The sequence below is a fragment of the Variovorax sp. P4_B11 genome, assembly GCF_056402355.1.
On record NZ_JBFUHO010000014.1, the window covers coordinates 34,751 to 60,591 of the forward strand.

Here is a 25,841-nt window from a genome sequence, read left to right on the forward strand (position 1 = left end):
CCATGACGACGAGCTCCTTCTCGCCGCGCAGCGTGCGGGCCGCCGCGGTCCAGATCGCGCCGGACTTCGACGACCCGGACGGCACCCTGGCCCGGGTCTGCGAAGCGATCGACGAGGCCGCGGGCAAGGGCGCGCGGATCGTGGTCTTTCCCGAGACCTTCGTGCCGTACTACCCCTACTTCTCCTTCGTGCAGCCGCCGGTGCTCCAGGGCCCTGCGCACCTGCGGCTGATGGAGCGCGCGGTGGTGGTGCCGGGCCCGGTCACGGCCGCCGTGGCCGAGCGGGCCCGGGCCTGCGGGGTCGTGGTGGTGCTCGGCGTCAACGAGCGCGACCATGGCAGCCTCTACAACACCCAGCTGGTGTTCGATGCCGACGGCACGCTGGCGCTCAAGCGCCGGAAGATCACGCCGACGTACCACGAACGCATGGTCTGGGGCCAGGGCGACGGTGCCGGGCTCCGGGTGGTCGACACGGCCGTCGGCCGGGTCGGCGCGCTGGCCTGCTGGGAGCACTACAACCCGCTGGCGCGCTACAGCCTGATGGCCCAGCACGAAGAGATCCACTGCGCCCAGTTCCCGGGCTCGCTGGTCGGCCCGATCTTCGCGGAGCAGATGGAAGTGGCGATCCGGCACCACGCGCTGGAGTCGGGCTGCTTCGTGATCAATGCCACCGGCTGGCTGACCGACGCCCAGATCGCCGCCGTCACGCCCGATGCGGGCCTGCAGAAGGCGCTGCGCGGCGGCTGCCACACCGCCATCGTCTCGCCCGAGGGCAAGCACCTCGCGCCGCCGCTGACCGAAGGCGAGGGCATGGTGATCGCCGACCTCGACATGGCGCTGATCAGCAAGCGCAAACGGATGATGGATTCGGTCGGCCACTACGCGCGGCCCGAATTGCTGAGTCTGGCCATCAACGACCGTCCCGCGGCGACCACCTTCGCGATGCCCGCGGCCGCCGCCGAATCTTCAACCCTCGCCCACGGGAGCCACCATGACCACGATCGCCCATCCAGCCGCGCCAGCGAGCCGCCAACTGATGACCGAGCTGCAGTCCTTCGGGTTGCGGCTGGATGATCCGAGTGCCGGGGCGGCCAGCCGCCGCGGCGGCGCCGGCCCCTCGGACCACAAGGCCGTGACGGTCGACGGGCACACGATCATGGTGCCGGTCCATACCTCGACGGCCTGGAACTCGCCCTTCACGGCGCAGGCGCCCGACGCGCAGGGCCGCAGCACGCTGACGCGCGGCAGCATCCCGATCGCCAGCATCAGCTTTCCGAAGCAGCCGCGCTTCTATGCGATGCAGACCTTCGACGGCGTGCCGTACGCGCACATCGCGACCCTGCACGGCAGCGACGTGCTGGCGACCACCGTGCTGCAGACCTGCATCCGCTACGAGAGCCGGCGCAAGAGCTGCAAGTTCTGCGCGATTGGCCAGTCGCTGGCGGCCGGCCGGACCATCGCGCGCAAGACGCCCGAGCAGCTCGCCGAGGTCGCCCGCGCCGCCGTGCTGCTCGACGGCGTGAAGCACATGGTGCTGACCACCGGCACGCCGAACGCCACCGACCGCGGCGCGCAGATCCTGTGCGAGAGCGCCTTCGCGATCAAGGCGGCGGTCGACCTGCCGATCCAGGGCCAGTGCGAGCCGCCCGACGACGACCGCTGGTTGCGCCGCATGCAGGTGGCCGGCATCGACACGCTCGGCATGCACCTGGAAGCGGTGACGCCCGAGGTTCGCGAACGCATCATGCCCGGCAAGGCGAGCGTGCCGGTGTCGCGCTACATGAGCGCCTTCGAGGCCGCGGTCGGCGTCTTCGGCCGCGGCCAGGTCAGCACCTACATCCTGGCCGGCCTGGGCGACACGCGCGAGGCGATCCTGGAGACCTGCGCGCGCCTGCTGTCGTTCGGCGTCTATCCCTTCGTGGTGCCCTTCGTGCCGATCAGCGGCACGCCGCTGGAAGACCATCCGGCGCCGACGCCGGCGTTCATGAAGTCGATCCTCGAGCCGCTCGGCCGCATGGTGGCCGCGGCCAACCTGCGCTCGAGCGACATCAAGGCGGGCTGCGGCAAGTGCGGCGCCTGCTCGTCGCTGTCGGTCTACGAGAGCTGACCATGGGCTGCATCGTCGATGACCGGCTGGAGCCGGCCGTGCAGTACCAGCCGGTCGAGTTCCTGGTGCGAGAGGCCGCGCAGCACTGGGAGCGCGAGCAGGCGCATGCGCTGCGCCGCGCGGTGTTCTGCATCGAGCAGGGCATCTTCGTCGGCGACGACCGCGATGCGCTCGACGATCGCGCCCAGTTGCTGGTGGCGATGTCGTGTATCGGCGGCATGCCCGACCAAGTGGTGGGCACGGTGCGCATCCACCAGAGCGCGCCGCAGGTCTGGTGGGGCTCGCGGCTGGCGGTGCATCCGGCCTTCAGGAGCCAGGGCCATCTCGGCGCGACGCTGATCCGCCTCGCGGTGTGCCGGGCGCATGCGCAGGGCTGCGTTGCCTTCCACGCGCATGTGCAGTCGCAGAACGTGCCGCTGTTCCAGAAGCTGCACTGGACGCTGGAAGGCGAACTCGTCGTGCATGGGCGGCCGCATGCCGAGATGCGGGCGGCGCTCGACTTCTATCCGCCTTGCCACGATCCGGTGAGCGGCTTCGTCTCGCGCGCGCGGAGCGCCTCATGACGCTCGCCGAGATGACCGCCGCATTGCGGTCCAGCCGCGGCTTTGCCCACAAGCGCGACATCAGCGACGTCGTCTCGGCCTTGGGCCGGGCGCTGCCGAACGGCGGCGCGGACCTCTCCCAGGCGGTGCCGATCGGCGACGACTGCGCGGCGCTGCCCGACGGCCAGGGCGGCTACCTGCTGTTCGCGATCGAAGGTCTGGTCGAGGACTTCATCGTCCGCATGCCGTGGTTCGCCGGCTATTGCGGGGTGATGGTCAACGTCAGCGACATCTACGCCATGGGCGGCCGGCCCACTGCCGTGGTCAACGCGCTGTGGAGCGCGGGCATGGACCCGGCGCAGCAGTTGCTCATGGGCATGGCCGCGGCAGCCGGCCGCTACGGCGTGCCGATCGTCGGCGGCCACAGCAACAACCGGAGCGAGCGGCCGCAACTGGCGGTCGCCATTCTCGGCCGGGCGAAGCGGTTGCTGACCAGTTTCGATGCGCGGCCCGGCGACAGCCTGCTGATGGCGGTCGACCTGCGCGGCGCCTACGAGGAGCCCTTTCCGTACTGGAATGCCTCCACCACGGCACCGGCGCAGCGCCTGCGCGGTGACCTCGAACTGCTGCCGCAGCTGGCCGAGGACGGCCTCTGCGACGCGGCCAAGGACATCAGCATGGCCGGCGCAGTCGGCACCGCCTTGATGCTGCTCGAATGCTCGGGCGTCGGCGCGACCATCGATGTCGATGCCATCCCTCGGCCGTCCGGGGCGCCCTTGCCGCGATGGCTCGGTGCCTTCCCGAGTTTCGGCTTCGTCATGAGCGTGCGGACTTCGAACGTCGGCGAGGTGAGACGCCGCTTTGCCGCGCGCGACATCGCCTGCGCCGTGGTGGGGCAGGTCGACGATTCGCGCCAGCTCGTGCTGCGCCGAGGCAAGGCGCGTGAACTGCTGTGGGACCTGAACGACGATGTCTTCATCCGCGAGGCTGCCGTTGCGCAGGGTGTGCATGAATGACGTTTCGGATCGAGGTCCGCTCAAGATCGGGCTGCTGACCCACTCGGTCAATCCGCGCGGTGGCGTGGTCCACACGATCGAGCTGGCCCACGCGCTGCACGACGCCGGGCACGACGTGACCGTGATGGCGCCGGCGGCGCCGGACCAGCGCTTCTTCCGGCCGGTGCGTTGCGCCACGCAGCTGGTGCCGGTGCGCGGCGTGCCGAAGGACATGGTCGAGATGGTCGGCACGCGCATCGAGGCCTTCAGGCGCCACCTCGAGAATCAGCTCGAGGGCACGCGCTTCGACGTGCTGCACGCCCACGACCCGATCGGCGGCAATGCACTCGCCGACCTCGTGGATGCGGGCCTCGTCCATGGCTTCGTTCGCACGGTGCATCACCTGGAAGTCTTCGCTTCGCCGCAGCTGATGGCCTGGCAGTCGCGGGGATTCCGGCGCGCGAGCCAGGTGTTCTGCGCCAGCCGGATGTGGCGCGACATCCTGGCGCAGCAGCATGGCGTCAGCGCATCGGAGATCTGCAATGGCGTGGACCGCACGCGCTTCAGCGCCGTGGGCCGGCTCGACGACGCGACGCTGGGTCGTCGGCTCGGCATCCGCAGCGCAGCACCGGTGGTGCTGGCGGTCGGCGGCGTCGAGGAGCGCAAGAACACGCTGCGGCTGCTGCGGGCCTTCGTGCGGCTGCGCGCCGAGCGTCCTCATGCCCAGCTGGTCATCGCCGGCGGCGCGAGCCTGCTGGACCATGCCCGCTACACGCTCGACTTCCAGGCGCTGGCACAGGCGAGCGGCCTGGGCATCGGCCCGGGCCAGCCCATCGTGCTCACCGGACCGCTGGCCGACGACGACATGCCTGGCCTCTACCGGCTGGCCGATGTCGTGGCGATGCCGTCGCTGGTCGAGGGTTTCGGCCTGGTGGTGCTCGAGGCGCTGGCCAGTGGCGTGCCGGTGGTGGTCTCGCGCATCGCGCCGTTCACCGAACACCTGGGCGACGCCGATTGCCAGTGGGCGGACCCGCATGACCCGGCGTCGATCGCAGGTGCGCTGGGACGGGCGATCGACACCCGCGACAGCGACCAGATCGCCCGTTCGGCCGAACGCCTGGGGCATCAGTTCGACTGGTCGGCGTCCGCACAGCGGCATGCGCTCCTCTATCGCCAGGGCTTGCGCGCATCGCGTTCGCAGGCCCTGCCCATCACCTTCTGAATCGACACCGAAAGGCGCAAGAAAACCCATGCCCGTCATGCACTTCAGCGTTCGCTGGCCCGACCAGCGCGAGACGCGCTGCTATTCACCATCCCTCGTGGTCCAGGACTATCTGCGTCCGGGCCAGACCTATGCCCTGGACGATTTTCTGCAGCGCACCCGCGAGGCGCTCGACATCGCCTCGGAGCGGGTCCGCGCCAAGTTCGGCTTCGCCTGCTCGCAGGCCATGGACCAGCTGGCCGAGATCGAGCACATCGCCGGCGGCTTCGCCGACCGGCCCGGCGCCGAGGTCACGGTCCTGGCCTTCGACTGACCGCCTCCCCAGTTCCCTTCCGAAAGTTCACCATGCTCCCCAAGACCACCCACTACAGCGTCATCATCGTCGGCGGCGGCCAGGCCGGCCTGTCGATGAGCCATTGCCTGCAACGGCGCGGCATCGACCACCTGGTGATCGAGAAGCGCACGCTGGTTCACAGCTGGCGCACCCAGCGCTGGGATTCCTTCTGCCTGGTCACGCCCAACTGGCAATGCAATCTGCCCGGCTGGGCCTACCAGGGCGACGATCCGCACGGCTTCATGGTCAAGGACCAGATCAACCACTGGCTCGCCGGCTTCGTCGAGCAGGTGCAGGCGCCGGCGATCGAAGGCGTGACCGTCGAGAAGGTGTCGCGCGCCGGCGATGCCGACCGCTACACGGTGCAGACCAGCGCCGGCAGCTTCACCGCCGACCAGGTGGTCGTGGCCTCGGGCGGCTACCACAAGCCGGTGGTGCCGCGCATGGCCGAGAAGCTGCCGGGCTCGATCGTGCAGTACCACTCCGCCCAGTATCGAAATCCCGACCAGCTGCCCGAAGGGGCCGTGCTGGTGGTCGGCTGTGGCCAGTCGGGCGCGCAGATCGCCGAAGACCTGCACCTGGCCGGGCGCAAGGTCCATCTCGCCACCGGCAATGCGCCGCGCTGCGCGCGCTTCTACCGCGGCAAGGATGTGGTCGACTGGCTGGCGGACATGGACTACTACGACATGCCCGTGACCCAGCATCCGCTGCGCGAGGGCGTGCGAGACAACACCAACCACTACGTGACGGGCCGCGATGGCGGCCGCGACATCGACCTGCGGCGCTTCGCCGTGGAAGGCATGGAGTTGTACGGCCTGATGACCGGCCTCGACGGCGACGAGCTCGAGTTCCAGCCGAACCTGCGCGAGAACCTCGACCATGCGGACCGCATCTTCAACGGCATCAACGCCTCGATCGACAAGTTCATCGCGAGCCGGGGCATCGACGCGCCGCCGGGAGAGCCTTATGTGCCGGTCTGGCAGCCCGAGCAGGAGCGCACCCGGCTGAGCCTTCGTGCATCGGGCATCGCCAGCGTGGTCTGGTGCATCGGCTTTCTGCCCGACTTCGGCTGGGTCGACGCACCGGTGTTCAACGGGCGCGGCGAGCCGGTGCACCTGCGCGGCGTGACCGGGCAGCCGGGTCTCTACTTCCTCGGGTTGCCGTGGCTGCATACCTGGGGCTCGGGGCGCTTCTCGGGCGTTGCGCGGGATGCGGAGTTCCTGGCCGAGGCGATCGCTTCGGCTGCGGCTGAACAGGATGAGGGTCAGAAAATGCCCGGCAGGAATCTGCGTGTCCGAGTGCGGTAGGCCGCGTAGCCCGGATGCGCCACCAGCAGCCAGCGCTCCTCCACCTCGGCCTTGACGCCGAGCACGATCGCCAGCGCTGCAACGCTGATCCAGCCCCAGACGGAGCTGGCGGCCCAGGCACAGGCCAGCCCGCAGGCCATGACCGCGGTGTACATCGGATGGCGGATCCAGCGGTAGGGACCGCTTTGCACCAGCTGTCCGCCTGCGCGCGGCGTCGGCCGGATATTGAAGTTTCCTGGCCGATTGCAGGCGAGCGACCAGAGTCCCAGCAGCACGCCCAGCACCGCCAGTACCCAGGCCCCTGCAGGTGCGTGAACGCCGAGGAATTCAGGTGCCGCGAGCAGCGCCAGGGCGGTGATCAGCGCGAACTGGATCGCGACCAGCACGGTTCCTGGATCATGTCGGAATGGGCTGTCGGTGTTCATTCGGCGCCAACCGTACCAGGCTTGCGATCCTGCTCGAGTCACGCGCTCAGGCGTGGCGTTCCCTTGGCTTGATCCGGACGGCGCTCAACCGGCGACCAGCACGCAGCAATGCGCGCGATCGATGACGCGCTTGGCCAGGGACGTCTCGGCCAGACGACTCAGCAGCGCGCGCTTGCGGTGGCCGATGACGATCAGGTCGGCGCCGAATCGATCCGCGGCCGCGACGATCTGTTCGGAACAGTTTCCCTCCACGACTTCCAGTTCGACGTCGACCCGTGCATCCGCGCCCCTGTTGCGCAGCGGCGCCAGATAGGCCCAGCACTGCGCACGGGCCTGGTCGAGGGAGGCATGCGTCTCGACCTCGGCGGACCACGCCACGGCTACCACGTGAAGGGGCGCATGGGCCTCCCGAGCGGCTTCCATCGCGCGCCCGAACGCGATTTCCGAGCTTTGGGTTCCGTCGTACGCCAGCAGGATCTTTCTGAACATGGTGCGTCTCCTTCAGTGTGCGCAGGCGGTCCCCTGCCGTGCCACGGAGCCGATCAGCCATCGCTCGATGCGGCCGACCCGACAAGCCCCATCTCCAGTGGCAGCTTGACGTAGAAAAGCTCGAGCTTCTCGCCGTCAAGGTGGGCGAGAAAGCGCTGGGCCTCATCCTCGCTCAGCGCAAACCCGACCTCCACCGGGACATCGCCGGCCAATTCGAAGAAGTGCTCCTCGTGCAGCTTGCCATGGCGGCCGTAGCCGGCGATGGCTCGAAAGGCCGAGCCGCCGTGGATGCCCAGCTTCCGGGCTTCCCGGAGCAGCCATTCATAGGCGAGGATGCCGTGGTGACGGCGGTTTTCCTGGACGTAGAACTTGAGGTAGATGCCTTTCACGGTGTCCTCCTTCGGCTCGAATCACGGGTTGGGACAGCATCGCCTGCCGGGCCTCTAGACCCTGACGAAGAGCGCATTCGCGATCAGGATGCCGATCCCGGTGAGGATCAGCGAGCCGGCGAGGTGCACGCTCGCGGCCCCCAGGGCCCACCAGTGCTGGTGCCGGCCGATCAACGTCACGACCTCGACCGAGAATGTGGAGAAGGTCGTCAGGCCGCCCATGAAGCCGGTGATGATCAGGAGCCGCCATTCAGGCGCGAGGCCGCTGTTGTGAGAGAAGAAGGCGCTCGCGACGCCGACCAGCAAGCCGCCGATGAGATTGGCGGCCAGGGTGCCCAGCGGAATCGTCGGGAACATCGGGTTCAGCCAGCCACCCAGCCACCAGCGCAGCAAGGCACCGCAGCCGGCACCGCCGAAGACCGCCAGCAATGAAAAGCCGCTCATGTCGCTCCTTGGTCAAGGGGCCGGAGCGACCGGTGCGGCAAGGGCGCCGGTCCACGCGGGTCCCGGGTCGATATCATCGGCCGCACGCAGCGCGCTGGGCCGTCTCGGCACTTGACTTGGTCACGACAATGTGACAACTTGTGTCCCGTGCGTGCGCGGACGCACCGCATCGATACGGAGAGCCGACCATGCTGGGTGAATTCGTCTCGAGGGAAGTCGCTGCCACCCTGGCTGCTCGGGGGCGGCAAAAGACGCAGCATCTGATCGCGTTCGATCCCGACACCGTCCGGTCGTCATACAACCGGCGACCGTTCCTGGTGAGCCATCGCCTGGCCGACCATCCCAGTTTCTCGCTGCCGGAACTGTTTGCGCTCTGCCGGCGTCTGCCGCGCGACGAGGTGAAGTATCGCGTCGGCGTGATACCCGGCGACGCCGACTTCGACTCGTCCTATTCGCGTTACAGCCAGGGCCTTGTCCTGGACGACGTGCTGGAAAGCTTCGAGCAATCGAGGGCCTTCATCTGCATCTACAACCCGGAACGCGATGCCGTCTACCGCCCCTTGCTGGAAGGGCTGTTGGCCGAGATCGCCGCGGCGATCGAAGAGTTCGATCCGGTGATCACCTGGTACTCGACGTACATCTTCATCTCCACGCAGGACTCGATCACGCCCTACCACATGGACCGCGAGATGAATTTCCTGCTTCAGGTGCGAGGGGAAAAACAGGTGGCGCTTTGGGACCCCAGCGACGACGAGATCATGAGTTCGGCAGAAAAGGACCGTCTGCTTTCGCTCTTCAACACCAGGCGGCCGACCTATCTGCCCTCGTTCGAATCGAAAGCGAAGATCTTCGATCTGAAGCCTGGGCTCGGTGTCCACCACCCCTTCATCGCCCCCCATCGGGTCCACACCGGCTCCGAACTCTCCATCTCCCTGGCATTCACTTTTCGCACGCAGAAGTCCGACATGTTGACGAGCGCGCATGCGTTCAACTACATGTTGCGTCGTTGCGGCTGGTCGCCGGCAGAGGTCGGGCAGAGCCCGTTTGCCGATCAGATCAAGATTGCAGCAGCGAATGCCGCACGCGTGCCCATCAACCTGCTGAAAAGGGCTCGGCATGCACGCGGGCCCTCGCCCTGAGCCTGTTTCTGGAGGCCGCGCTCTACAGCCCGGCGGCAAACTGGCGGCGGAAGCCACTTCGACTGGCATACTGGCGGATCTCTAGTGCCTTTTCACACGATCGTGAAAACCTTGATCCTGGTGCGGCATGCGAAGTCGAGTCGCGACGATCCGTCCTTGCCCGATCGGCTGCGACCCTTGGACGATCGGGGCCGCCGCGACGCGCCCACCATGGGCAAGCGCCTCGGCAAGCGCGGGCCGAAGCCCGATCTGCTCGTGTCGAGCCCGGCACTGCGAGCGCTGGCGACGGCGCAACTCATCGCCGACGAGATCCACTGTCGGCGCAAGGACATCGTCGTCGATGAACGCCTCTACGCCAGCAGCCCCGACACCTTGCTCGCCGTCATTCGCACATTGGATGACAAGCTGAATTGCGTGATGCTGTTCGGCCACAACCCCGAGTTCACCGAGCTCGCGCACCAGCTGTCGAACGAGATCGTCGACATGCCCACGTGTGCCGTCGCCGAGTTCCGCTTCGACGCCAAGGCATGGGCGCAAGTCGGGGAGATCGGCCCGACGAAGGTGAAGCTGGACGTGCCCAGGGCGTAAGTCCACGGCGGACATGCAGGCCGCCCGCTGGGGGACTCGACGCGCCAGTTCCAGCTCGCGATCTCGGCTCTTTCCCGTGGCGTGCTTCCCAGCAGAGGCAGCTCCTGGAAGCGAGCTCAGTCCCAGACGATTCGCGTCCCTGCCTGGACCGCCCAGGCCTGATAGGACTGCTTGCCCGTTTGCCAACCCAGGGTACCCCAGGCCGTCCAGCCCCTCTGGAACCTGGCGTCGATGCCCGCCTTGAGTTCGAAGCGGTCCGCAGGGTAGAGGTACTTGGTCGAGACGTTGTTGGTGATCACCTCGTCGCCGAGGGCGTCGTGCCACCAGTTCACGGCCGCGAACGGCCGCACCACGGCGCCCCCCCAGCCGAAGGATTCGCGTTCGGCCCGCACGCCCAGCCTCGACAGCCACCCGCCCCGGTGGGCGCCGTCGACCTCCAGGCCATCCAGCTGGGTCACGTTGTAGGTGTGGTTGTGGTCGTAGACGAACTGGCCTTGCGGGATCAGCGACCAGGCGCTGTCCTGCCACCGCATGACATAGCCGCCTTCCGCCGACAGGATGCCCGCGTGCGAGTTGTAGTCGACCCGTTCCCCCAGCAGGGTGTCGACGTGGTTGGAGAACCAGGCGTACTGGCCCCAGAGGTCGCTGTACCAGCCACTTCGGGTTTGATCGTTCTGGTACCAGGTACCAAAGGCGCCCAGGCTGAATCCGCTGGTTCTTCCTTGCGACTGGAGGCCGTACGCGACGCCCTGCGAATCGCTTCGCGTGGCACCGTAGCCGAACATCGCGCCGATGTGCATGTTGTCGGCACCGCCGAACGGCGACCAGTGGGCCAGTGTCGCCGTGCCTTGCACGAAGGCCGCCTTGCTGTCGATGTCGAAGCTGCCGGTGTCGCCGTGGGTCTGATCGCCGGTGCCGCCGACGCGCAGGTCGATGGGGCCTTTCGCTGGCTGCAGGCCGGTGCCCTGGGGCTGCCAGCCCCAGCCGCCCTGGCGGTCGTCCAGGCTGTTCACGAAGAGAACGCCCGACTGGTGCTGATTGCCGAAGTAGGCGCCGGCCTCGGGCCTCGCGCCCGGGGGGATGAGCGGCACCGACGTGCAGGGAGACAGGAGCGACGGCGGCACGCACTGGGCCCAGGCCCCGCAAGCCGCGAGGCCGACAGCGGCCGCTACCACCCAGCGGCAGGCTTCGGCGAAGGCGCGGCCCGACCGGACGTGTCGGGCGCCGGCCGGTTGTCGAGTTTCTGAAGACAGACGCATGGTCGCACTCCTTCGCTCCGGACCGCAGCCGCAACGAGCCCCTCGGGGAACTCTAGGGTTCCATCATGAAGGCAATCCGAGCGCATTGGAAGACGCGCGGCGTCATCGAGTGCGTGCGGGGCTCCCCGGCTCGCCGCCTGCGTGTTGCGCTGCACGCTGCGAAAACCAGGCCGGCCCCTGCAGGGCCAGCAGTCCCGAGCGTCCCGCCACTTCGCCCTGGACCAAGCGGTGGCGCGGCAGGGTCGCGGGGTCGGTCGACGCGGCGAGGTCGCCCAGCGTGACAAGCTGGTGTCCCTGGGCCTGCCAGCCCTTCAGCAGGCGCTCGAAGACGGGCATGAGCTTCATGCCCTCGAGCTCGGCGTGCAGCGTGTAGACCTGGTCGCGCTGGCACCCATCGGTGAGCGCGAGCACATGGGCATGGACGTTCTGCGCATCGAGATCGTCGATGCCGATCAGTTCGTCGAGCGTGGGCAGGGTGGTCGGCCATTGCGGCGGCCCGATGGCACGCCCGTCGTCGGCCACCGGGACGAAAGGCCCCGTGCCTCGCGTATCCGACGCCACTTCGATACCGAGCTCGGTCTCGGCTTGCGCCGCGGCCGCATTGAACTGCCATCCGGCCGCGCCATGCAGCCGCGGCGCAGAACCAAAGATCTGGGTGTGCCGATCCACGGCCCGGCGCATCTCGCGCGTAGTCCAGGCGGGGTCGCGCCGCATCAGGTGGTCCTGCCAGGCGATGTGGTCCCAGCAATGCACGCCGACCTCGAAGCCGGCATCGCGTACCGCGCGCAAGGTCGAGGCCTCGCGCCGGCCGATATCGGGCCCCGGCAGCAGGCTGCCGTACAGCAGGGTGCGCAGCCCGTAGTGCTCGAGCACCGAGGTGCGCGCCACCTTTTGCAGAAAGCCGGGGCGGAACACGCGCAGGATGGCCCTGCCGGTGTGGTCCGGGCCGAGGCTGAACAGGAAGCTGGCCCGCGCGCCGCCGCGCTGCAGCAGCTCCAGAAGCCGGGGTACGCCTTCGCGGGTGCCGCGCAGGGTGTCGACGTCGACCTTCAGTGCGATGCGCGCCATCGCCTCAAAGCGCCAGGTCCGCGGCCGCCTCGACCTCGTCGCGGTAGTAGGCGAACAGACTGGCAAGGGCTTCCTGCATGCCGACTTGCGGGCTCCAGTTCAGGTCCTTCATGGTCGCGCGGATGTCGGGCACCCGGTGGGACACGTCCTGGTAGCCGCGGCCGTAGTAGTCGGCCGACGAGACATCGACCAGGCGCACCTTCTCGGCGGCCTCGCGGTACTCGGGCAGCGTGCGCGCCAGCGCGAGCATCATCTCGGCCAGCGCGCGGATCGAGTGGTTGTTGACCGGGTTGCCGATGTTGTAGATCTTCGAGTCGGCCACGCCGCCCTCGTTGGCAATGATCTTGACCAGCGCCGCGATGCCGTCGTCCACGTAGGTGAAGGCCCGTTGCTGGCTGCCGCCGTCGACCAGCCGGATCGGCTCGCCGCGCACGATGTGGCCAAGGAACTGGGTGATCACGCGGCTCGAGCCCTCCTTTGGCGTGTGCAGGCTGTCCAGGCCGGGCCCGATCCAGTTGAACGGACGGAACAGCGTGTAGCGCAGGCCTTCCTGCAGGCCGTAGGCGTGGATCACGCGGTCCATCAACTGCTTCGCGGCGGCGTAGATCCAGCGCGGCTTGTTGATCGGGCCATAGACCAGGTTCGACTCCTCGGGGTCGAAGGCCTCGTCGGTGCACATGCCGTAGACCTCGCTGGTCGAGGGAAACACCACCCGCTTGCCGTACTTGAGGCACTGCCGCACGATCGGCAGGTTGGCCTCGAAGTCGAGCTCGAAGACACGCAGCGGCTGCTTCACATAGGTCGCCGGGGTCGCGATCGCCACCAGCGGAAGGACGACATCGCACTTCTTCACGTGGTATTCGATCCATTCCTTGTTGATCGTGATGTCGCCTTCGAAGAAATGGAAGCGCGGGTCGCCGAGCCACGGCGTGACGCGATCCGTCTGCATGTCCATGCCGTAGACGTGCCAGTCGGTGGTTTCGAGGATATGGCGCGTGAGGTGGTGGCCGATGAAGCCGTTGACGCCGAGGATGAGGACTTTGAGCATGATGGGGCAATCCGTGGTGTGGGAATGAATCAGGTGTCGGCCGGCACGCAGGGCGCGCCGAAGAGGCGTTCGAAACCGGCCGCGTCGATCGCGCCGGCATCGCCCTGTGCGGCCAGCACTTCGAGCGCGCTGCCGTCCGCTGCCAGCAGCCAGAGCGCGCCGGCCTCGCTCGCCAGGCGCAGGCCCGGGGCGGTTTCTCGCCGCGGCCGTTCGGCGAACCGGGTCCGGTCGATCCGGATGCGCTGTCCGCCGACGCGGCAGAAGGCGCCGGGATAGTAGGGCGGCGCGAGGGCGCGCACCAGGTTGTGGATCTGCATGGCGTTCGCCGTCGGCGGGATCGATCCGTCCTCCGGCTTGCGGCCGCCGAAATACCGGCCTTGGGAGAGGTCCTGCGGCCGCTCGACGGCGGTCCCCGCCAGCAGCCCCGGCAGGCTTCGCGCCAGCGTGATCTCGGCGGCGACGACGACCTTGCCGAACACCTCGTGCGCGGTGTCGTCGATCAGGATCGGCACCGCGCATTGATCGACGATGGCGCCGTTGTCGGGCTTCTCGTTCATGCGATGCAGGGTGGCGCCGGTCTGTTTCGCGCCCTCGATGACGGCCCAGTTCACCGGCGCCCGCCCGCGGTACTGCGGCAGCAGCGAGCCGTGCATGTTGTAGGCGCCGCGGCGCGGCAGCTGCAGCCACGGCGCCTTGAGCATCTGGCGGTAGTAGAACGAGAACAGGAAGTCGGGGGCCGACGCCTTCGCTTCGGCCAGCAGCTCCGGCAGATGCGGGTCGGCCGGCGTCACGCAGCGCAGGCCGTGCGATGCCGCCACCTCGGCCACGCTGGCGAACCAGATGGCCTCGCCGGCCGCGTCGGCGTGGGTGACCACCAGCGGCACGTCGACACCGGCGTCCAGCAGCACCCGCAGGCAGCGCACGCCGACGTCGTGGTAGGCGAAGACGATGGCTTTCATGGGCGTTTGCGTTCCAGCACGGCGTTGATGACATAGCGCGGCCGCGCGCGCACCTCCTGGTAGATGCGCCCGATGTACTCGCCCAGCAGGCCGATGCCGAACAGGGCCAGCCCCATCAGCAGGAACAGCAGCGCGAACAGCGTGAAGACGCCGCCTTCCTCGGGTCCCAGCACGATCCGGCGTGCCGCCAGGATCACGAACAGCAGCGCGGACAGCATCGACACCGCGATGCCGAGCAGCGAGAAGGCCTGCAGCGGCAGCAGCGAGAAGCCGGTCACCAGGTCGAAGTTGAGGCGCACCAGGCTGTAGAAGGAGTACTTCGACTCGCCCGCATGCCGCTCTTCGTGGCCGACCACGACCTCGGCCGGATTGCGCGAGAACTGCAGCGCCAGGGCGGGAATGAAGGTGTTCATCTCGTTGCACTGGTTGATCAGCTGCACCACGTTGCGGCTGTAGGCGCGCAGCATCGAGCCATGGTCGGTCATCACGATGCCCGTGAGCCGATGGCGCAGGCGGTTCATGGCACGCGACGCCCAGCGCCGCCAGGCCGAATCCTGGCGATCGCGCCGGATCGATCCGACGCAGTCGTGCCCGCGGTCCATCGCGTCCAGCAGCAGTTGGATGTCTTCCGGCGGATTCTGCAGGTCGGCATCGAGGGTGACGATGCGCTCGCCCTGGCAGTGCTCGAAGCCCGCCAGGATCGCCCGGTGCTGGCCGAAGTTGCCGTTGAAGAGAATCACCCGCGTGACGTCGGGGCGGCGCTCGAACTGCGCCGCCAGCAGCGCGGCGGAGCGGTCCCGGCTGCCGTCGTTGATGAAGATCACCTCGTAGCTGAGCCCGAGCGCATCGAGCGCCGGATAGAGGCGATCGAACAGCGCCGCCAGGCCCTGTTCCTCGTTGTAGACCGGAATCACGACGCTCAGCTCGGGTGCGTCGCTGCGGGCTTCGGTCTCGTCGTCGAGGATGGAAACCGCCTTCAGTACCGTCATGGCCGGACTCCCCTCAGTTGGGCCGTCACTTCGGCGACGCTGTCGCAGACGCGGTCGACATCGGCGTCCGTCATGGCAGGAAAGAGCGGCAGCGTGACCGTGCGTTCGCCGATGTCCTCGGCCACCGGGAAATCGCCGCGGGCGAAACCCATGGGCCGGAACAGCGAGAACAGGTGCATCGCGGGATAGTGCACGCCGACGCCGATGCCGCGCTCTTTCATGGCGGCCAGGAAATCGGCGCGCGCGGGTGCCAGCTCGCGCGGCAGCAGGGGTTGGAACATGTGCCAGTTGCCGTTCAGCTCCGGGTCTTCGGGGGGCAACTCGAAGCCGAGCGACCGGTCCCAGCGCTTCAAATAGCGCTGCGCCAGCCGACGCCGGCTGGCGTTGAAGGCATCGATGCTGCGCAACTGTCCGAGGCCGATCGCCGCCGCGATGTCGGTCATGTTGGCCTTCGCGCCCCAGGCTTCCACCTCCATGCCGCCGCCGGGCAGCCGCACGACGCCCTGCAGGCGCAGCCGCTCGAAGCGCTGCGCCTCGTCGTCGTCGTTCAGCACCAGGCAGCCGCCCTCGCCCGAGGTCATGTTCTTGTTGGCATGGAAGCTGAAGGACACCAGGTCGCCGAAGCTGCCGATCGCCCGCCCGTCCCACTGCGCGCCGAAGGACTGCGCGGCATCCTCGACGACGCGCAGTCCATGGGTTGCGGCCAGGCGATTGAGCCGTGCCCGGTCGACGGGCAGGCCGGCCAGGTCGACCGGCAGCAGCGCGCGCGTGCGCGGCGTGATGGCGGCCTCGACGCGCTCGAGGTCGATGTTGCGGGTGCGTGCGTCGACATCGACGAACACCGGCGTGGCGCCGACCGCCAGCACCACGTTGGCCGTCGCGACCCAGCTCAGCGGCGTCGTGATGACCTGGTCGCCCGGGCCGATGCCGCACAGGCGCAGCGCCAGCTCGAGGGAGGCGGTGCCGGAGTTCACCAGGCGCACGGGCCGGCCGTCGAAGCGGCTGGACAGGGCGGCCTCGAGCGCCTGGCACTTCGGGCCGGTGGTGAGCCAGCCGGAGCGGAGCACCTCGGACACCTCGGCGACGGTGCGTTCGTCGATCGACGGACGGGTGAAGGGAAGGAAGGGCGCTGCGCTCATTGCGTGCTCCCGCTGCGCGCCACCAGGACCACGCCGACCACGATGACCGCGATGCCGAGCCAGCGCTGGGCGTTGACCTGTTCGCCGAACAGCCACCACGCGAGCGCTGCATTGACGACATAGCCGATCGAAAGCATCGGGTAGGCGATGCTCACTTCGACCCGAGACAGGGCGACGATCCAGACCACCACGCTGATCGCGTAGCAGGCCAGGCCGCCGAGGATGCCGGGGTGCTGCGCCAGTCCGGTCGCACTGCGCCAGAGCGCGGCACTGCCGTCGGACATGGATATCTCGCCGACGCTGCGCGCCCCGGCCTTCAGCAGCAACTGGGCTGCAGCGTTGAGCAGGACACCGCTCAGCACCCATGCAAAATCGATGATCTTCATTGTCTCGCCACCACCACTCGTCGTTGATCCTGATAAATGACACGCATCGGAATGTCGCGCTGGCGCAGGGCCAGGAAGCTTGGAAAGTCCATGTAGGCGGCCGCCTGCGGCAGCGCCTGCCAGCGGCTCGCGAATTCGTCGAGCGACTCGATCGAGCGGCCGGGCTCCAGCACCTGTCCCATGGCGAACTCGTCCTGGTAGTTCACCAGCGTGACGTCGCGGCGCAGGTAGAAGGGCAGCGTCTGATCATAGATGCCGACCGCGAACACGGGCGCCCCGGACCGCAGCACCGGTTCCATGGCCGACACGAATGGCGCCGAGCTCTTGAGCTGCCCGAACGGGTTGTGGGACGCCATCACGATCGCCATCCCGATGATATGGCCGAGCGCCAGGCTCGCAACGGCCAGCGTGACGCCGCGCCGCCGCAGGGCCCACCATGCGAAGGCCGCGAACGCCAGGAAGACCGCGGCGCCCCAGCGGATCCCGGCGCCGAGCTGGGCGAAGATCTCGGCCGGCGTCGAATAGGATGCCACCCGGGCGCTCTGTGTCGAGGCGATCAGGGCCACGGTCCAGGCCAGGATCGGCACCAGCAGGTGACGGCGCAGCACGCGCGGGCTGGCCTGCTGGAGCCGCAGTCCGATGAGCAGCGCCAGTGCCGGGAACATCGGCAGGATGTAGGAAGGCAGTTTCGAACCGCTGGCGCTGAAGAACAGCAGCACGAAGAGCGAGTGGACCAAGAGGATGTCGGCCGGCGCGATGCGTCGTGGCGGCCCGTCCTCGGTTCGCCGGGGCCACAGCCAGGGCAGGGCGCTGGTCCAGGGCAGCATCCCGCCGAGCAGCAGCGGGAGGTAGTACCACCAGGCGCCTTCGCGCTGGTGCACGTTCGTCAGGTAGCGTGCGAAATGCTCATGGATGAAGAAGAACTGGGCAAAGCTCGGATTGCGCATCGAGACCAGCACGAACCACGGCGCGGCCAGCAGCAGGAAGATCAGCAGGCCCGAGACCCAGTGCATCCGGCGCCAGGGACCGAAGTCGCGGCGCCAGAGACAGGTCAGCAGCAGCGTCGCGCCAGGAATCAGCAGCCCGACCAGCCCCTTGCTCAACACTGCGCCGGCCATCGCGGCCCATGCGAGCCAGATCCAGTTCCTGCGCTGCGTCGGCGTGGCGGCGACGTTCTCCGCGATCAGCACGGCGCACAAGGCGGTCGTGAGGAACAGCGTCAGGCTGGCATCGAGGGTCAGGAAATGGGCGTTGCCGAAGACCCAGGTCATCGACGCGGCGACGGCCAGGCTGCGGATGCCGGTCTCCTTGCCCCAGAGCCGCCAGGCGGTCGCGCCGACCACCAGCACCGCGAGGAAACCGGCGAGCGCGGGCCACAGGCGGGCGGCGAAGTCGTTCAGGCCGAACAGCTGCAGGAACAGGGCGCTGACCCAGTACTGCAGAGGAGGCTTCTCGAAATAGAGCAGGCCGTTCAGGCGCGGCGTGACGAAGTCGCCGCTGCGAAGCATCTCCCAGGCGAGGCTGGCATAGCGGCCCTCGTCGGGACTGATCAACGAACGGTTGGACAGGGCGCCGAACCAGACCACTGCCAGCACGGCGAGCAGCAGCGCCAGCACCGCGGGAGAGACCGGTCGCTCGGCCGCAAGCGGCGTCGCGCCGCTGTAACTAACTTGATCCATCTGATGATTCATGAACACGTTGGGATGTGCCTCGGGAGCAGCGCTCCGTTGCACGGCTGGCGCCTCGGCGCCCCGTCTCGATGAAGATCAGCGTGGGGGAGCCGTCTCTGGCGGACGACTTCGCCAGAGCGCGGTGCGCGGCGGTGCGCCGCTTGCCGTCGGCACCTTGAAGGCCGGCGTGCGCGACAAGGGCGAGACCCGGCGGCCGGGCCATACGGTCAGCGGCGCCATCAGCAGCACCAGGCCGAGGAAAGCGGCGAGGCCGCTCAGGAGGGCCAGCGGCGAGTCGATGCTGGCGCCGGCGGGGACGAAGAGCGTGACCTCGAGCGCCATCGGTGCCTTGGCGTCGTCGTCCGGCTGGAACCGGGCGGTCTCGCCGACGGAGCGGACGCTGAGCTGCTGCTGCGGGACGAGGCCGTCGTCGTCGAAGCGCACCGAGAGGAAAGGCTGGGCGGCGCTCAACGCCACAAGCAACGTGCACCACCAAGGGCAAAGCCTGGCGAGACGTCGAAGAAGGCGGTGGGTCAACATTGGTGCATGCTACGCGCTCCACCTGTCAGAAACCTGAACGAGCGGGCGCGCCGCCGGATGGCGGGGGTATTGGGGAGTGTTCAGGGAGCCGGCATCCTAACGCCCCGCCTCAGTTTCATGCAAGCCTTCGGGACGACCGCGCGCCAGGCGCCGTCCGGCCCGTGCACCAGCCGCAGGAACAGGAAAACGATCCACGGCAGACTGAGCCCGATGGCCGCATCGCGGGTGGCCGAGTTGACGCTGATCGCCACCAGCAGCGTCAGCATCGCGACGAAGGCCAGCCGGCCGGTCAGGTCGGATCGCCGCCAGGCCATGCGAAGGCCGGTGGCGAAGACGAGCGCCAGCGCCAGCAGCCCCGGCACGCCGGTTTGCGAGCCCATCCAAAGGAAGTCGTTGTGCGGCATGTTGTAGTCGTGCAGCAGGCTCGGCGCGCGCCGCTGCCATTCGCTGGTCCAGCTGCCGACGCCCCAGCCGGTCCAGGGCCGTTCGAGCATCATGCGCGTCGTTTCCCGGTACATGTAGAAGCGCACCACCCAGCTGCCTTCCGACACCGCGCCCGCCTGCGCCGCTTCGATCTCCTGCACGCCGAGCTTGAACTTCTCCTGGGCCGACGGTGCTTGCGAGATCAGGCCGCCGGCGGCGATCACCATGACGCTGAGCGAGAACGCGAGCGCTCGCAGCCGAAGGCGCCATTGGTGCACGCAGGCACCGAGCACGGCGAGGAACAAGGCGATCAACGAGGTGCGCGAAGGCAGTGCCAGCGTGACGATCAGGGCGCAGCCCAGGGTCGCGGCGAAGGCGGCGGCCAGTCCGACGGCCCGCCGCGGCGTGGCGGCCGGGAGCGCCAGGCCCCAGGTGGCCGCCAAGGCGCCGATCAGGGCGAACAGCAAGGCATCGTTGATCGACTTGTTGCCCTTCATGGTCGTGACGTTGTGCCAGATCGCCAGACCGGGCAGTCCGAAGGCGCGGGTCAGCAGCATCGCCAGCAGCGCCAGCAAGGCGCCGATGAAGAAGCCGCGCAGGCCCCAGGCGGCTTCCTCGGTCGACAGCAGGATCGGCAGGGCGATCGTGGCCGCGATCCGGAAGCCGTGCCCCAGCTCCACCGGCGTTCCGGCATAGCGCGGGCCCAGCGCGAGGACGGCCAGCGTCCACAGCACGAAGGCCAGGATGGCCCACCGCAGGGGATGGGTGCGCCATCGGTCGAGGCGCTCGCGCAGTTCGCCGCCGGCCAGGAGCGCGAGGATGAGCAGGGTCGCGCCGAGGTAGTTGAGGCCTACCGGCATGAAGACGACAGCGCCCCACAGGAAGGCGCAGTTTCGAACCCAGGTGGGTCGGGACATGGGATGCACAGGGGCTTCGATCGACCTTTCGGGCGGTCGATTCAGGGCGAGCGAAAAAACCTGCAATTGTTCGCGACCAGCGTGAACGAAGCATGAATGCCGCTGGCGCGTCCAGCGGCGCAGGCCCAGATCGGCCGCCACGGCGTCGCGGAAGGCCTCGGTCCATGCGCGAACCGCCGCTTCGGCGACCTCGGCGCTCATGGTCACGCGCGCAGGGCCACACCAGCTCCACCTTCTGCGCACGGGCGGTCGGCATCCCGGCCAGCTCGCCGCCCTGCGGGGCATCGCTGAGAACCGACGGGCTTCAGTCGGGCTTGATGTTGGCCCGTGCGATCACCGTCTTCCAGCGTGCCTGCTCCGCCGCGATGAACTGCGCGAACTGCTCCGGGGTGCCGCCGATGGCCTCGGCCGCGTCGCCGCGCAGCCGTTCCATGGCGGCCGGAGAGCGCACCGCCTTCATGGTTTCGGCCGACAGCTTCGCCACGTTGGCGGGCGCCATGCTGGCCGGCGCGAGCATGCCGTACCACTGGGTCATCTCGAAGCCGGGATAGCCCTGTTCGGCCACCGTCGGAACCTCCGGCAATTGCGGCAGGCGCGTGGCCGAGCCGGTGGCGATGCAGCGCACCTTGCCCGACTTGATGAAGGGGATGATGGCCGCCGCCCCGATCGCCGAGGCGTCGAGCCGGCCCGACAGCAGGTCGGTCAGCATCGGTCCGGTGCCGCGGTAGGGCACGTGCAGCATGAAGACCCCCGAGGTGACTTTCAGGTACTCGAAGGCCAGGTGGCCGGCGCTGCCGTTGCCGGCCGAGCCATAGCTCAGCTTGCCGGGCTTCGATTTCGCATAGGCGATGAACTCTCTGAGGTTCTTCGCCGGCACGTCCGGATGAACCACGTAGAGGCTGGGCACCTTGGCCAGCAGGCTGACCGGCTTGAAGTCCTTGTTGGCGTCGTACGGCAGCTTGTCGAAGATGAAGGGGTTGACGGCCAGCGTGCCGATGTGGCCGAGGATGATCGTGTGCTGGTCGTCACTGCGCGCCACCTCCGCCATCGCGATGTTGCCGGCGGCGCCGGGCTTGTTGTCCACGTAGACGCTCTGGCCCAGCGTGTTGGAGAGCTCGGCCGCGGTCGACCGGGCCACGATCTCCGAGCTGCCGCCGGGCGCGAAAGGCACCACGAAACGCACCGACTTGCTCGGCCAGCCGCCCTGGGCCGACGCCAGGCGCGGCATCAGGCCGGCGAGGCCGAGGGCGCCGCCGGCCTGGAGGATGCGGCGCCGGGCCATCGGGGAGGTCGCTGCGAGTTCGTCGGGGGTGTCTGCAATCATGGTGTCTCCATCGATCTGTTCAAGGTCCGCGATGTTGCCTCGGCGAAGCTTTCGGAATGCTGTCAGTTCCGCAGGCCCTAGACCGTCGCGCCGAAGATCGAACCCACCGATGCGGTCAAGCCCATCGCCAGCGCGCCCCAGAAGGTGACGCGCCAGGCGCCGACCGGCACGTTCGCGCCGCCCGCCCGCGCAGCGACGCCACCGAGCAGTCCGAGGAATGCGATCGACATGCCGGCGACCCAGGGGATCACGGAGGCGCCGGTGGCCGCCGCCGCGACCGCCAGCGGGAGCGCGGCACCGACCGTGAAGCTGGCGGCGGAAGCCAAGGCCGCCTGCACCGGCCGTGCGCTCGTCGTGTCGGAGATGCCCAACTCGTCGCGCGCATGCGCGCCGAGGGCATCGTGCGCCATCAGCTGCTCGGCCACCTGCCGTGCCAGTGCGTACGAAAGGCCCCGTCTGACGTAGATGGCCGTCAGCTCGCGGCGTTCGGCGGCAGGGTCTTCCTTGAGCTCGGCGCGCTCGCGCGACAGGTCCGCGCGCTCGGTGTCGGCCTGCGAATGGACCGAGACGTACTCGCCGGCGGCCATGGACATCGCCCCGGCCACCAGCCCGGCAACGCCGGTGATCAGGATGCTGGCGTGGTCCGCCTGGGCCGCGGCCACGCCGACGATCAGGCTTGCCGTGGAAACGATGCCGTCGTTGGCACCGAGCACGGCGGCGCGAAGCCAGCCGATGCGGGTGTTGCGATGACGCTCGAGGTGGAGTGTCCAAGGGCCTTTCATGAGGTGCAACCGGTCGGTGCCGCCCGCTTCGCGGGCGCGTCCAGGGGGGGTGGGAAAGGGGCTTTCTCGGTCGTCATCGCCATCTCCGCAGGGGCTCGGCCAAGAGTTCGGCCGACCGCCCACCCGTCCATCATGCCTGCGGAAGACGCGCGATGGCTCTCCTCGGGGCCGGCCGCGTGCATTCCGACTGAGCGAGATCAATCGGGATCCCGCGGGATGTCGCTAGGCTGCGGGAGAGTCCTGAGCACCGCGCATCGCGTGGCGTTGGACCGCGAGGGTGGAGATGCCCTTCGCGGTCCTTCGGTCTCGAATGTTCGGTCATGCGTCATGAGGCACGTCCTGCGGCACCGCAACCGCGCGCAGCACCTGCATCGGCCCAATTGCATGGACGCGGTCCAGTTCCTTTCGCGAACGCAAGAACAATGAGCCAGCGAAGCCGAGCCCGTTCACGGAGATCGATTCGAAGCAGGCGCGCGAACGCGGCACGACGAACATCCAGCCTCGGCGAATCAGCAGGTTGTAAGGTGCCGACTGAACTTCGCCCTCTTCGGTGGCAACGGCGGAAATGCCGCACCGATGAAGCAACTCGCGATAGAGGGCATGCAACTCGGGAGCCGTCGCCTGCGGCGCCAGATGTGCGAACGCATGCCTGAACGGCAGCCGCGCGCCGCTGCCGAGCGCTCGCTCCATCGGTACTTCGTCCGGGCTTTCGCGCGTGAGCGGGAGCGGCACCAGCTGCAGGTGCTTGTGCCGTTGGCTGGCCCCGGCTTCGACGCCCCCGTTGTAGAAGCCGAGCCCATCGACCTCGCTCAGGCAAGTGATGAGCGCCGCGAAATCCTCAACGGTAAGAAGGCGCTCCTGGCGTTCGAAGCTGCGGGTGACGAGCAGTACATGGCCGGCGAGCAGTTGGAACTTGTTCAGCAGAACGTAGTGCGAAGGCCCGAGCTCGCCGACGAACAGAGAACAGTCGTAGTCGCCGAGCGGATCCCCGGTTGCCGCGACATGGTGCGCCTTGTCCTTGCGCGCGAGGCTCGAAACCGTGTGCAAGACGAACCGGACGCCATCGCTGTCGAGGAGGATGGCTTGGGTCTCGATCGGCTGCAGTGCACCGTCTGCCAGGGCACGCCGCATTGCATCTTGGACGATGGACAGTGAAAACACGCCGTCATTCTCGACCCGTTCCGGGCACCTGGGAACGACCACGTGGGGCCCAGCGGTATCGGTACCGCGCGCGGTACCGGTCTTTTCCTGCCGCTCGGCGAACTCACGCTGCCAGGCGGTTGCCGGTCATCCAGGTGCCCAGGAAATCTCTGCATCGATGCGAGTCCAGACCCGTCTTCAAGGGGCCCGACCGGCGATCGGGAATTCTGAACGCATCGACTGGAGCACCGACAGAAGTTCGGCGACGGTGGGCAATGTATCGAAGGGCCCGCCGCTCCACACGTAGCGAACCACACCGGCGCGATCGACTGCTACCACCAACTGTGGCGACTGGAAGCGGCCCAGGCGCAAAGCGGGGATCGGCGGCGGCGATTTTTCGCCGTGCAACAGCAGGTCTTGAGCCACCATCGCGGAGGAGCTCACCCAATTTTCGGCCACCGCGCCCAAGCTCTGTCGTTCCAGCGCAACTCCGTAGGCCAAATGCACGCGCCAGTCCGCATCGCAGAGGTAAGGAGTGGCCAGGTGGTAGTTTCGGAAATAGACGTTGGCCTCTTTCTGCGTGTTGTGGGTGATCTGCAGGATCTCGGCGTCCAACGCCACAAACTCCGTGTAGACCTGGCTCAGGCGCGCCATATTGCGACGGCAGAAGGGGCAGTACAGGCCCTTGGAAAACCACAGCAGCAGATTCTTGCGGCCCAGGTAGTCGGACAGGGCGACCTCGCCGCCGCCCGCCGCGGCAAGCCGGAAACCAGGCGCCTTCTCGCCGAGTGTCGGGTGAGCGTGCGTGGACTGTTCCATGACGGCCGATAGTAGCGATTCGGTGCAGTACACCCGGCATGACCTCAATGGGCGCCAGCCTGGGCGTGTGTCTCGTGGCACCCGACGCATCCTTCGTCGAAGCGACTCGAACTGCGGACGCAATGATGTACGAAGGCAAGAGTGGGCGCAATCCAGCGACCGTCTCGCACGCAGCTTGCCTGTGCGGGCGCAATGACGCAGGAGGTGGTTCATATGGCCTGCATCTTGCTTTGAATAGTCCACACTCCGGGAGGCATCATGACCCCCACTTTTATCAAGGCAGCCGAACTTTGGGTGCCCAGCCACGACGGCTCGCTGCTCGAGTTCGGTGGCGGGGCGTTCGGGACTGCCAGGCGATTCGCGGCCATCAGCCGGGAGATGTGCTTTGGTCGCGGTGAGGGACTGCCCGGGCGGGCCTGGGAGGAGCGCCGGCCCATCCTGCTGCCGCAGTTCGAAGGTTCGTTCTTCCGTCGCAACGCCGCGGCAAGGGCTGCCGGTCTCACCTGCGCCATCGCGCTGCCGAGCTTTGAGCACGACCGCCTCATTTCGGTGCTCGTGATGTTCTGCGGTCATGAGGCCAAGGGCAGTGGCGCGCTCGAGCTTTGGCGCGACGACGCCGGCGGTCGTGGCGAAATGACCCTCGTCGACGGTGCCTTCGGGCAGAACGCCCAGACCTTCGAGACGATCACGCGTCAGACCCATCTTCAGCGTGGCGCGGGTCTCCCGGGCCAGGCGTGGCTGAGCCGCCATGCCGTCTTTCTGGAGGATCTGCCGGCCTCGACGGGGCGCTTCGTGCGCACTCGACAGGCCGCAGCAGCCGGTCTGCAGCGCGGTCTGGCCATCCCGTTCGCGTCGCAGCAGGAAGAGTGCCATGTCGTGACCTTCCTCGCCGGTGCTGAACTGCCACTGGCTCGACGCATCGAGCAATGGACGCTGGACGAGCCCCGGGCCCAACTACGGCGAGTCTTCGCGTTCAGCGAACTGCACGGGGGGGCGTCACGGATCGAGGCCACGCTGCCCCTGTCGCCGCCGACGGGATCGATCGTCAAGGCGTGGACCAGCGGGACGCCCGTGATCAATGACTGGCCTGCCGATGAATCGGGAGCGCCGGCAGCTGCGGCAGCATCGATCGGCTCCTGGGCTTTGTTGGCGATACCTGTGATGTCGAAGGGCTCGGTGGTCGAGGTGGTGACACTGTATTTGTAGCGCGGAAGGCCATTCTTCAGGCGAAGCGTTCTCGGTCTCGCCGCGGCAATCGACCACGACCGCGCCACGCGCATCAAGCGCATCAAGCGCATCGTGCATGGCAGCTTCGGCATGTGGTGCGCTGCGCGGCGACTTGACGCTGGGCGCTTCGTAGCGCTTCGCCGTTCAAGGCCGGCACCCGATTCGGGCACT

At 68.1% G+C, this 25,841-nt stretch carries 28 protein-coding genes; 10 read left to right on the forward strand and 18 right to left on the reverse strand.

Annotated elements, in window-relative coordinates; all coding sequences use genetic code 11:
* The first annotated feature begins 2 nt into the window (after positions 1 to 2).
* From AC1DYD_RS14945 to AC1DYD_RS14975, 7 genes are read left to right on the forward strand one after another with little or no spacing between them, the layout of a single operon-like run.
* Entirely contained in the window at positions 3 to 1,073 is a 1,071-nt protein-coding gene (locus tag AC1DYD_RS14945) for a Nit6803 family nitrilase (protein WP_478173529.1), read from the forward strand.
* Positions 1,036 to 2,106 carry an MSMEG_0568 family radical SAM protein gene (locus AC1DYD_RS14950; RefSeq protein WP_478173631.1) on the forward strand — a complete coding sequence of 357 codons (1,071 nt, stop codon included), beginning with the start codon at positions 1,036 to 1,038 and terminating at the stop codon, positions 2,104 to 2,106. The genes AC1DYD_RS14945 and AC1DYD_RS14950 overlap by 38 nt, the downstream gene beginning before the upstream one ends.
* A 2-nt stretch (positions 2,107 to 2,108) precedes the next feature.
* On the forward strand, positions 2,109 to 2,669 hold the full coding sequence (locus AC1DYD_RS14955; RefSeq protein WP_478173530.1) for an MSMEG_0567/Sll0786 family nitrogen starvation N-acetyltransferase: 561 nt from the start codon (positions 2,109 to 2,111) through the stop codon (positions 2,667 to 2,669).
* Entirely contained in the window at positions 2,666 to 3,664 is a 999-nt protein-coding gene (locus AC1DYD_RS14960) for a sll0787 family AIR synthase-like protein (protein WP_478173531.1), read from the forward strand. The genes AC1DYD_RS14955 and AC1DYD_RS14960 overlap by 4 nt, the downstream gene beginning before the upstream one ends.
* Entirely contained in the window at positions 3,657 to 4,865 is a 1,209-nt protein-coding gene (locus AC1DYD_RS14965) for an MSMEG_0565 family glycosyltransferase (protein WP_478173532.1), read from the forward strand. The genes AC1DYD_RS14960 and AC1DYD_RS14965 overlap by 8 nt, the downstream gene beginning before the upstream one ends.
* A 28-nt stretch (positions 4,866 to 4,893) precedes the next feature.
* Positions 4,894 to 5,178 (forward strand): MSMEG_0570 family nitrogen starvation response protein, encoded by a 285-nt coding sequence (locus tag AC1DYD_RS14970; protein WP_478173533.1) that lies wholly within the window; start codon positions 4,894 to 4,896, stop codon positions 5,176 to 5,178.
* 32 nt (positions 5,179 to 5,210) lie between these two features.
* A complete protein-coding gene (locus AC1DYD_RS14975) occupies positions 5,211 to 6,506 on the forward strand; it encodes an MSMEG_0569 family flavin-dependent oxidoreductase (RefSeq protein ID WP_478173534.1) in 1,296 nt (431 codons plus the stop codon).
* Here the strand turns inward: AC1DYD_RS14975 and AC1DYD_RS14980 are convergent.
* The 4 genes from AC1DYD_RS14980 to crcB all read right to left on the reverse strand — a co-directional run bounded on the left by AC1DYD_RS14980 (position 6,464) and on the right by crcB (position 8,253).
* Positions 6,464 to 6,931, reverse strand: coding sequence for a methyltransferase family protein (locus AC1DYD_RS14980; RefSeq protein ID WP_478173535.1), 468 nt, complete (start codon positions 6,929 to 6,931; stop codon positions 6,464 to 6,466). The genes AC1DYD_RS14975 and AC1DYD_RS14980 overlap by 43 nt on opposite strands.
* Before the next feature lie 84 nt (positions 6,932 to 7,015).
* On the reverse strand, positions 7,016 to 7,420 hold the full coding sequence (locus AC1DYD_RS14985) for a universal stress protein (protein WP_478173536.1): 405 nt from the start codon (positions 7,418 to 7,420) through the stop codon (positions 7,016 to 7,018).
* Between the two features lie 53 nt (positions 7,421 to 7,473).
* Entirely contained in the window at positions 7,474 to 7,809 is a 336-nt protein-coding gene (locus tag AC1DYD_RS14990) for a DUF190 domain-containing protein (RefSeq protein ID WP_478173537.1), read from the reverse strand.
* A 54-nt stretch (positions 7,810 to 7,863) separates the two neighbouring features.
* Complete coding sequence (gene crcB / locus AC1DYD_RS14995; protein ID WP_478173538.1) at positions 7,864 to 8,253, reverse strand: fluoride efflux transporter CrcB; 390 nt, start codon at positions 8,251 to 8,253, stop codon at positions 7,864 to 7,866.
* Positions 8,254 to 8,441: 188 nt separating this feature from the next.
* Here crcB and AC1DYD_RS15000 point away from each other — a divergent pair, with 188 nt between their 5' ends.
* Together AC1DYD_RS15000 and AC1DYD_RS15005 are read left to right on the forward strand one after the other, a co-directional pair.
* The gene (locus AC1DYD_RS15000; RefSeq protein WP_478173539.1) at positions 8,442 to 9,392 is read left to right on the forward strand and encodes a cupin-like domain-containing protein; all 951 of its coding nucleotides are present in this window, start codon (positions 8,442 to 8,444) and stop codon (positions 9,390 to 9,392) included.
* Between the two features lie 102 nt (positions 9,393 to 9,494).
* Positions 9,495 to 9,980, forward strand: coding sequence for a SixA phosphatase family protein (locus AC1DYD_RS15005; protein ID WP_478173540.1), 486 nt, complete (start codon positions 9,495 to 9,497; stop codon positions 9,978 to 9,980).
* Between the two features lie 116 nt (positions 9,981 to 10,096).
* On the opposite strand, the gene AC1DYD_RS15010 is transcribed toward AC1DYD_RS15005, so the two are convergent.
* The 14 genes from AC1DYD_RS15010 to AC1DYD_RS15075 form a co-directional block, all read right to left on the reverse strand.
* The gene (locus tag AC1DYD_RS15010) at positions 10,097 to 11,239 is read right to left on the reverse strand and encodes an autotransporter outer membrane beta-barrel domain-containing protein (protein WP_478173541.1); all 1,143 of its coding nucleotides are present in this window, start codon (positions 11,237 to 11,239) and stop codon (positions 10,097 to 10,099) included.
* Positions 11,240 to 11,341: 102 nt separating this feature from the next.
* Positions 11,342 to 12,307, reverse strand: a complete 966-nt coding sequence (locus AC1DYD_RS15015) for a polysaccharide deacetylase family protein (protein WP_478173542.1) — start codon at positions 12,305 to 12,307, stop codon at positions 11,342 to 11,344.
* 4 nt (positions 12,308 to 12,311) lie between these two features.
* Positions 12,312 to 13,355, reverse strand: a complete 1,044-nt coding sequence (locus AC1DYD_RS15020) for a bifunctional UDP-4-keto-pentose/UDP-xylose synthase (RefSeq protein WP_478173543.1) — start codon at positions 13,353 to 13,355, stop codon at positions 12,312 to 12,314.
* A gap of 29 nt (positions 13,356 to 13,384) precedes the next feature.
* Positions 13,385 to 14,314 (reverse strand): formyltransferase, encoded by a 930-nt coding sequence (locus tag AC1DYD_RS15025; RefSeq protein WP_478173544.1) that lies wholly within the window; start codon positions 14,312 to 14,314, stop codon positions 13,385 to 13,387.
* Positions 14,311 to 15,303 (reverse strand): glycosyltransferase, encoded by a 993-nt coding sequence (locus AC1DYD_RS15030; protein ID WP_478173545.1) that lies wholly within the window; start codon positions 15,301 to 15,303, stop codon positions 14,311 to 14,313. The genes AC1DYD_RS15025 and AC1DYD_RS15030 overlap by 4 nt, the downstream gene beginning before the upstream one ends.
* Entirely contained in the window at positions 15,300 to 16,442 is a 1,143-nt protein-coding gene (locus AC1DYD_RS15035) for a DegT/DnrJ/EryC1/StrS family aminotransferase (protein WP_478173546.1), read from the reverse strand. The genes AC1DYD_RS15030 and AC1DYD_RS15035 overlap by 4 nt, the downstream gene beginning before the upstream one ends.
* On the reverse strand, positions 16,439 to 16,828 hold the full coding sequence (locus tag AC1DYD_RS15040) for an SMR family transporter (RefSeq protein ID WP_478113769.1): 390 nt from the start codon (positions 16,826 to 16,828) through the stop codon (positions 16,439 to 16,441). The genes AC1DYD_RS15035 and AC1DYD_RS15040 overlap by 4 nt, the downstream gene beginning before the upstream one ends.
* Complete coding sequence (locus AC1DYD_RS15045) at positions 16,825 to 18,519, reverse strand: phospholipid carrier-dependent glycosyltransferase (protein ID WP_478173547.1); 1,695 nt, start codon at positions 18,517 to 18,519, stop codon at positions 16,825 to 16,827. Before AC1DYD_RS15045 ends, AC1DYD_RS15040 begins: the two co-directional genes overlap by 4 nt.
* Before the next feature lie 75 nt (positions 18,520 to 18,594).
* The gene (locus tag AC1DYD_RS15050) at positions 18,595 to 18,969 is read right to left on the reverse strand and encodes a hypothetical protein (protein WP_478173548.1); all 375 of its coding nucleotides are present in this window, start codon (positions 18,967 to 18,969) and stop codon (positions 18,595 to 18,597) included.
* Positions 18,970 to 19,118: 149 nt separating this feature from the next.
* A complete protein-coding gene (locus tag AC1DYD_RS15055) occupies positions 19,119 to 20,378 on the reverse strand; it encodes an O-antigen ligase family protein (RefSeq protein WP_478173549.1) in 1,260 nt (419 codons plus the stop codon).
* Positions 20,379 to 20,682: 304 nt separating this feature from the next.
* Entirely contained in the window at positions 20,683 to 21,702 is a 1,020-nt protein-coding gene (locus AC1DYD_RS15060) for a Bug family tripartite tricarboxylate transporter substrate binding protein (protein WP_478173550.1), read from the reverse strand.
* Positions 21,703 to 21,779: 77 nt separating this feature from the next.
* Positions 21,780 to 22,484 carry a VIT1/CCC1 transporter family protein gene (locus AC1DYD_RS15065; RefSeq protein ID WP_478173551.1) on the reverse strand — a complete coding sequence of 235 codons (705 nt, stop codon included), beginning with the start codon at positions 22,482 to 22,484 and terminating at the stop codon, positions 21,780 to 21,782.
* Between the two features lie 318 nt (positions 22,485 to 22,802).
* Complete coding sequence (locus AC1DYD_RS15070; protein WP_478173552.1) at positions 22,803 to 23,687, reverse strand: ATP adenylyltransferase family protein; 885 nt, start codon at positions 23,685 to 23,687, stop codon at positions 22,803 to 22,805.
* Positions 23,688 to 23,822: 135 nt separating this feature from the next.
* Positions 23,823 to 24,443: a peroxiredoxin family protein gene (locus tag AC1DYD_RS15075; protein ID WP_478173553.1), complete on the reverse strand. Its 621-nt coding sequence runs from the start codon at positions 24,441 to 24,443 to the stop codon at positions 23,823 to 23,825.
* Positions 24,444 to 24,701: 258 nt separating this feature from the next.
* On the opposite strand from AC1DYD_RS15075, the gene AC1DYD_RS15080 reads away from it, so the two are divergent.
* Positions 24,702 to 25,649 carry a hypothetical protein gene (locus AC1DYD_RS15080; RefSeq protein ID WP_478173554.1) on the forward strand — a complete coding sequence of 316 codons (948 nt, stop codon included), beginning with the start codon at positions 24,702 to 24,704 and terminating at the stop codon, positions 25,647 to 25,649.
* Positions 25,650 to 25,841: the final 192 nt, after the last annotated feature.